The sequence below is a fragment of the Pseudoalteromonas sp. Z1A6 genome (assembly GCF_011378745.1).
GTDB classification, from domain to species: Bacteria; Pseudomonadota; Gammaproteobacteria; order Enterobacterales; family Alteromonadaceae; genus Pseudoalteromonas; species Pseudoalteromonas arctica.
In genome coordinates this window covers 1-7060 of record NZ_WTKW01000226.1, presented here as the reverse complement: position 1 = coordinate 7060, position 7060 = coordinate 1, and the positions used below count along the sequence as shown (strand labels likewise).

The 7060-nt window shown below is 39.3% G+C and carries 6 protein-coding genes; 5 read left to right on the top strand and 1 reads right to left on the bottom strand.

Features of this window, described 5'->3' with window-relative positions; all coding sequences use genetic code 11:
* Positions 1-751 precede the first annotated feature (751 nt).
* From GQR46_RS13830 to GQR46_RS13815, 4 genes are read left to right on the top strand one after another with little or no spacing between them, the layout of a single operon-like run.
* Positions 752-1756, top strand: a complete 1005-nt coding sequence (locus GQR46_RS13830) for a Fe(3+) ABC transporter substrate-binding protein (protein WP_165741248.1) — start codon at positions 752-754, stop codon at positions 1754-1756.
* A complete protein-coding gene (locus tag GQR46_RS13825; RefSeq protein ID WP_165741247.1) occupies positions 1756-3387 on the top strand; it encodes an iron ABC transporter permease in 1632 nt (543 codons plus the stop codon). The genes GQR46_RS13830 and GQR46_RS13825 overlap by 1 nt, the downstream gene beginning before the upstream one ends.
* The gene (locus tag GQR46_RS13820) at positions 3388-4437 is read left to right on the top strand and encodes an ABC transporter ATP-binding protein (protein WP_165741246.1); all 1050 of its coding nucleotides are present in this window, start codon (positions 3388-3390) and stop codon (positions 4435-4437) included. It abuts the gene before it with no gap.
* A 48-nt stretch (positions 4438-4485) separates the two neighbouring features.
* A complete protein-coding gene (locus GQR46_RS13815) occupies positions 4486-5385 on the top strand; it encodes a Dyp-type peroxidase (protein WP_165741245.1) in 900 nt (299 codons plus the stop codon).
* A 7-nt stretch (positions 5386-5392) separates the two neighbouring features.
* On the opposite strand, the gene argR is transcribed toward GQR46_RS13815, so the two are convergent.
* Positions 5393-5860 (bottom strand): transcriptional regulator ArgR, encoded by a 468-nt coding sequence (gene argR / locus GQR46_RS13810; RefSeq protein WP_002957753.1) that lies wholly within the window; start codon positions 5858-5860, stop codon positions 5393-5395.
* A 225-nt stretch (positions 5861-6085) separates the two neighbouring features.
* On the opposite strand from argR, the gene mdh reads away from it, so the two are divergent.
* A complete protein-coding gene (mdh, locus tag GQR46_RS13805) occupies positions 6086-7018 on the top strand; it encodes a malate dehydrogenase (protein WP_007586102.1) in 933 nt (310 codons plus the stop codon).
* Positions 7019-7060 lie beyond the last annotated feature (42 nt).

Here is a 7060-nt window from a genome sequence, read left to right as displayed (position 1 = left end):
CGCGCTCTATCTCTAGGCGCGCTTGCGGAATCTTCTAATTTTCTGCATCCTGCAATTGAACTTAATCAACTCCAATTTTTACTAATCCATGTTTATTACTATATTACTTTTTAGTTCTATGTAATGTAGACCATCCGGGCCTGTATCCTTAAATTCCTAAACATCCTGTAGGGTAAATACTATTACCAAATCCTTAATTACACTTCCTAGTGTATCCCTATTTTAACCAATCCATTGTGTTGCCTTAAAGGCCTGTCCATTTATTCCTTAAACATCCTGTTAAACAACTTAGCCGTGTTGTTATCCTTCTCGCATCTTCCTGACGCTGTCCTTTTTACAACATTGCGTTGTGATACTCATCCTGAGCCTGTCCTAAAATCCGTGTTGTCCTGGTAACCTAATCATTGGTTGGTTGAGTAAGCAGTCCATTTCCTTTTACTCAATAAGCGTCATTGCTTGGTTGATGCGTAAATTATAGTGCAATAGAGCAACTAAAATAGGGATAAAACTACATTCAATTTGTATTTATGCAATAGTAATAATGTAAATGTTCAATAAATACAGTTGTTTAGGTGGTTTTTGTGTGTTTTTTATCTTGATTTTTACTCATTAGCTGTCACATCCGTGAGACATCTCTTACACTGCATTTCCTTTTTGGGCGTTATTTACATATTTACATTTATTTAAAGTGTGCACTTTTTGAATGAGCGCGGTAGAATTCGATGATAATAACAATTATTTAGGTGAAATAATGAAGACAGTATTTACACTTTTTTTAGGATTAGCAGCATCGGCATCAGCCTTTGCAAGTGACGTTGTTAATATCTATTCTTTTCGTCAGCCGTTTTTGATTCAGCCAATTTTAGAAGATTTTACAAAACAAACGGGAATAAAAACCAATGTTGTTTTTGCTAAAAAAGGGTTAATTGAGCGTGTTAAACGCGAAGGTAAACACAGTAAAGCCGATTTAGTATTAACCTCTAATTTTAGTGCGCTTATTCAATTAGAAGATTTAAAATTAACACAAACTATAAAAAGTGACAGTGTAAATAATAACGTGCCTGCAGCTTTTCGTGACGGTGATGGCCAATGGGTCGCGCTCACTAAGCGAGTGCGTAATGTGTATTCATCAAAAGAGCGAGTTGGTGAGTTACCTAAGCTCACTTATGAAGATTTAGCAGATCCTAAATACAAAGGACAAATTTGTACGCGATCAGGCAAACATCCCTATAACTTAGGTTTAGTGGCTTCTATGATTGCACACCATGGTGAAGCGCAAACCAAAGAGTGGCTTGAAGGTGTTAAGGCTAATTTAGCACGTAAACCTCAAGGTAACGATCGTGCTCAAGTTAAAGCAGTTAAAGAAGGTTTATGTAACTTGGCATTAGGTAATAGTTACTATCTTGGTAAAATGCTAGAAGATAAAGAGCAAAAAGGTTGGGCAGAGGCCGTAAATATTAACTTTCCAAATCAAACTAATCGTGGCTCACACATAAATGTTTCGGGTGCGGTTATTACCAAATATGCTAAAAACCCTGAAAATGCATTAAAGCTCATAGAATATATGACCGACAGCAAAGCACAAAACATGTATGCCTCATTAAATATGGAGTATCCAGTTAAGTCGGGTGTTGAACTATCAAGTTTGGTTGCCTCTTGGGGGAGTTTTAAAGAAGACAGCTTGCCACTTGATGAGATTAGTAAATATCGTCCGTTAGCGCTTAAGCTAATTGATGAGGTGAAGTTCGATCTTTAATGACTAATAAATTTAAGCTGTCTAAATGGCAGCTCTTTGCGTGGTCGACTGGCTTAATTCTATCGGCCCCGTTGTTTTTTCTTCTTTTTGAATCTCTACAAGGTAGCTCTGAGGTGTTTTCCCACCTGTGGGATACCGTGCTTTGGGATTACATAACCAATACCGTATTGCTTGTTTTAGGTGTTTGCGTCCTTAGCTGCGCCATAGCTTTGCCACTTGGGTGGCTAACGGCTTACTGTAGTTTCCCGGGTAAAAAACAGTTTGAATGGGCACTTATGCTGCCCCTTGCTATGCCCACCTATATTATTGCCTATGTATACACTGATTTATTAGATTATGCGGGCCCGGTGCAAATAGCGCTGAGAGAATGGTTTGGCTGGCAATCGCCTAATGACTATTGGTTTTTTGATATACGTACATTACCTGGGGCCATCGTTATGATTGCCTTGGTGCTTTATCCGTATTTATTTTTGATTTTTAAAACGGCTCTTCGCGAGCAGTCATTCAAATTAGTACAAGCTAGCCAGTTAATGGGATTATCTCCTTGGCAAAGTTTCTTTAAAGTAAGCTTAGTACTCTCTCGTGGGGCTATTGTGGCGGCTCTTGCGCTTATAAGTATGGAAACCATGGCTGACTTTGCAACAGTGAGTTATTTTGCCGTAAGTACATTAACGACTGCCGTATACGATACGTGGTTTGGTTATTACTCACTTACAGCGGCAGCTAAAATATCGGGTGTGATGTTATTACTGTTATTTTTAGCATTAATGGCAGAGCGCTTTAGTCGTCGTAACCAAGCGGTATTTGAGCGCCAATCAAGTGTAAATAGTGAATCTCTCTATGTATTAAAAGGAAAGTCAGCTTGGCTCGCAACGGCATTTTGCAGCTTTATTTTATTTATCGCGTTTGTAATCCCTATTACAGTACTTATAAATTACGCCATTACCTACTTTGATAAAGCATGGAATGTAGAGTTTTTTAGTTACGCTTGGCAAAGTTTAAAAGTGGCTGGGGTTGTGAGCCTAATAACGATTACGTTGAGTATTTTTGTCGTTTTTTATCAGCGTGTGGCAAAGCAAACGTATCCGCTTATTCCTGGGCGTTTAGCAAGCACAGGATATGCGTTGCCTGGCACAGTACTCGCTATTGCGGTTTTGTTACCACTTACATTATTAGAGAACACCATTAACACAGCGCTCGAGCCGTATAATTTAGATATTGGCTTACTGCTTACAGGTAGCATTCTTACTATTATTATTGCTTATATTGTTAGGTTTTACGCCATTGCACACGGAGCAATTGAGTCGAGTTTTTTACGTATTAGCCCATCACTTGATATGGCAAGCCAATCAATGGGTAAAAGCCAAGGACAAACACTGCGTTTAGTGCACCTACCTTTACTGCGAAGAGGATTGCTTACTGCTGCTTTATTGGTATTTATTGAGTGCATGAAAGAACTGCCGGCTGCGCTATTGCTCAGGCCGTTTAATTTTGAAAGCTTAGCTACTCATGTATTTCAGTATGTGAGTGACGAGCAGTTAGAGCTTGCTTCTATATCGGCATTATTTATTGTTATTGTTGGGTTTATTCCTTTGTATTTTATTAATCGTTCTATGGAGCAGCGTAGTTAAATGAGTAGTTTAATTTTACAAGGCGTGAGCTATCACTATAACGGCACAAAGGTTATTCACGATTTAGATTTAACGGTGGGTAAAGATGAAATTGTTTGTCTACTCGGAGCGAGTGGGTGCGGCAAAACGACCACGTTAAAAGCGATTGCAGGTTTAATTGAAGCCAAGCAAGGGTCTATTTTTATAGACGGTAAATTAGTGAGTGATGAGCAATCGTTTGTCTCACCTGAGCATCGCAACATCGGCATGATGTTTCAAGATTATGCGTTGTTTCCGCATTTAACGGTGGCAAATAATATTGCATTTGGGCTTAGTAAAATGAGTAAAGCTCAAAAGCAACAACGCGTTGATGAAATGCTCAAGCTTGTGCATTTAATTGGCTGTGCCGACAGGTTTCCGCATCAGTTATCGGGTGGTCAACAACAACGTGTAGCTATTGCTCGCGCATTAGCTTATAAGCCTAGTCTATTGCTACTAGATGAACCTTTTTCAAATATTGATACACAAGTACGCTTTGAATTAATTGCCGATATACGTCGAATTATTAAAGCAACTCAAGTATCTGCTGTGTTTGTTACACACTCAAAAGAAGAGGCGTTTGCCTTTTCAGATACACTTGCCATTATGCATCGCGGTAAAATTGAGCAACAAGGCACGCCTGAGCAGCTTTTTGCAGATCCATGTTCAAAGGAGGTTGCAGAGTTTCTGGGTCAAGGCATATACTTGAGCGCAGAAGTATTAACAGCAACTGAATACAAAACACCATTTGGTTTAGTCGAATCTTATGTTGAGAGTAAGCATGACGTAAGCGTAGGGCTTATATATGTACGTCCCCATCAAATAGAATTAGTGGCAGATAACCAAAGTGACAAATTCAGCAAGCGAGCTACAATCATAAGTCGTCGCTTTATTGGTTCGGCGTATGTTTATTCACTTGTTATTGATAAACAAGAAATTGAAGTTGCTGCACAATATGGCCAGTCATTTGAAAATAATGAACAGGTTATAATAAAAATAAAACCTCACACGGTGAATTTTTTCGAATCGTAATTAATTTGTTATTCGCTGTGTTTTTATCTGTAAAACTAAGGAATAACAATGGCGCAAGCGCAATCAGGGATTTGTGCTGAAGCAAACTTACACGGTTTGCACTTATTTTTTAATGTGTTTGATGGTCAAGATGAATCACTTCGCGCAAAGTTAAAACAAGTAAGCGCTATTGAAGAAGAATTTAGCGATCAATTTTCAGAATCAATGCTCTCTTGCATGGTTGCTATTGGTGCGCAATATTGGCCGCATATCCTCCCTGAATACATCCCAAGCGAATTACAGAGCTTTCCTAATATAAACCATAGCGATCATCAAATGAGCGTACAACCGTGCGATTTATTTGTGCAAATTCGCTCTGACCGTGAAGACGTTAACCATTTATTTGCGCTGCAAATTTTAAAACTATTTGCTCCCGATGTTGAGCTGGTGGAGCAAATTCGTAATTTTCGCTTTTTAGATGGTCGTGATTTTAATGGTTTTATTTATGGTGGCGACACCGCACATGGAAGAAAAAAGCGCGCTACGGCTTTAATTAGTAACCCTGGCAATTTTGAAGATCAGGGGAGTTATATTCATGTACAGCGTTATAAGCATGACTTAACTATGTGGCAGCACTTATCATTGAGTGAGCAAGAACAAATAATGGGGCGTACGCGCCTTGATAACACGCTAATTACCCCCGCGATTGAAACCAGCCATGCGTCACGTAGCGAGCTAAAAGACGAAGACGGACAACCGCTACTATTAAATCAGAGCATGCCTTATGGCGATGTGTATGAGCAGGGAATGTTATCAATTACATGCGCTTGTACGGGCACCGCATTTGAAAAAGTACTTAATAGTCGTTTAGGGGAAGGGGAGTGTTACGACCACTGGCTTGATTTTACTCAAGCCGATATGGGTTCTGCTTTCTTTGCGCCTTCAGTCGGGTTTTTAAAACAAATTTAGTTTGCTATTAAACCGTATCAAATAAAATGCGAACACGTTCAAGTGTTACATCTATTTCAGATATTTTAGCAGGAGCGATAAAAATAGTATCGTCGCCTGCAATTGTTCCTAGTACGCCATCTGCTTTACCTAATGAATCTAATAAACGCGCAATAAGCTGAGCAGCACCTGGACTGGTACGAATAATGATCATCATTTCGTTGTGCATAATGTCGATTACTAATTGGCGTAATGGGCTTTTAGCCGTAGGTACACCCATTTCAGCTGGTAAGCAGTAAACCATTTCTTGTTTGGCGTTACGTGTGCGTACAGCACCAAATTTACTTAGCATGCGCGATACTTTACTTTGGCTTATATTGTCAAAGCCTTGATCTTTTAATGCATCAACTATTTCGCCTTGAGAGCCAAAATTTTCTTCTTTTAATAGTGATTTAAATGCTTTTACCAGTGCTTCTTGTTTATCTTGTGGTTGCATAGTCTTTATTCGTTTTTGTTATTTATGCCGCAAATTCTACACAAAAATGAATAATTATGCAGCAGTTGTTTAGTTAACTTGCCAGTTTGATGCGTTAAATCACAAAAGTTTACGACTATGGTCGAAAATATACTTGAAATAGACAGGATAAATTTGTTTTTAGTCGCTAATTTCATTATCTTAAGAGCCACAAATGTTTCCTACCTCAAATTACGGAGAATTCCAATGAAAGTTGCTGTATTAGGTGCTGCAGGCGGTATCGGCCAAGCGTTGTCTTTACTATTAAAAACAGGCTTACCAGCTGGCTCTGAATTATCACTTTATGATGTTGCACCAGTAGTACCAGGTGTTGCGGTTGACCTTTCTCACATCCCAACAGATGTTAAAGTAGCAGGCTTTGGCGCAGACGAATTAAACAAAGCGCTTGAAGGCTCTGACATCGTTCTTATCCCAGCGGGTATGCCACGTAAACCAGGTATGGATCGTGCTGATTTATTTAATGTAAATGCTGGTATCATCAAAACTTTAGCAGAAGGCATTGTTGCTAGCTGTCCTAAAGCGTTAGTAGGTATTATTACTAACCCAGTAAATGGCACAGTTCCAATCGTTGCTGAAGTATTCAAAAAAGCAGGTACTTACGACGCTAAACGCGTATTCGGTATTACTACGCTTGACGTTATTCGTTCAGAAGCATTTGTTGCTGAACTTAAAGGCGTAGACGTAGCAACTGTTAAAGTACCAGTAATTGGTGGTCACTCAGGCACAACTATTCTGCCTCTACTTTCTCAAGTTGAAGGTGTTTCTTTCACAGATGAAGAAGTTGCTGCACTTACTCCACGTATCCAAAATGCGGGTACTGAAGTTGTAAATGCTAAAGCAGGCGGTGGTTCAGCTACGCTATCTATGGGTGCTGCTGCAGCTCGTTTTTGTATGTCTTTAGTTAAAGGCCTACAGGGTGAAGAAGTTGTAGATTACGCTTACGTTGCTGTTGAAAATGGCGATGCAGAGTACTTTGCACATCCAGTACGTTTAGGTAAAAACGGCGTAGAAGAAATTCTTTCTTACGGCGAACTAAGCGCATTTGAAACAAAAGCAAAAAATGACATGCTTGAAACACTGAAAAAAGACATCAAAGAAGGTGTTGATTTCATGGCGTAATAGCCAAAGTAGAATAATAAAAAAGCCTGCATTTGCAGGCTT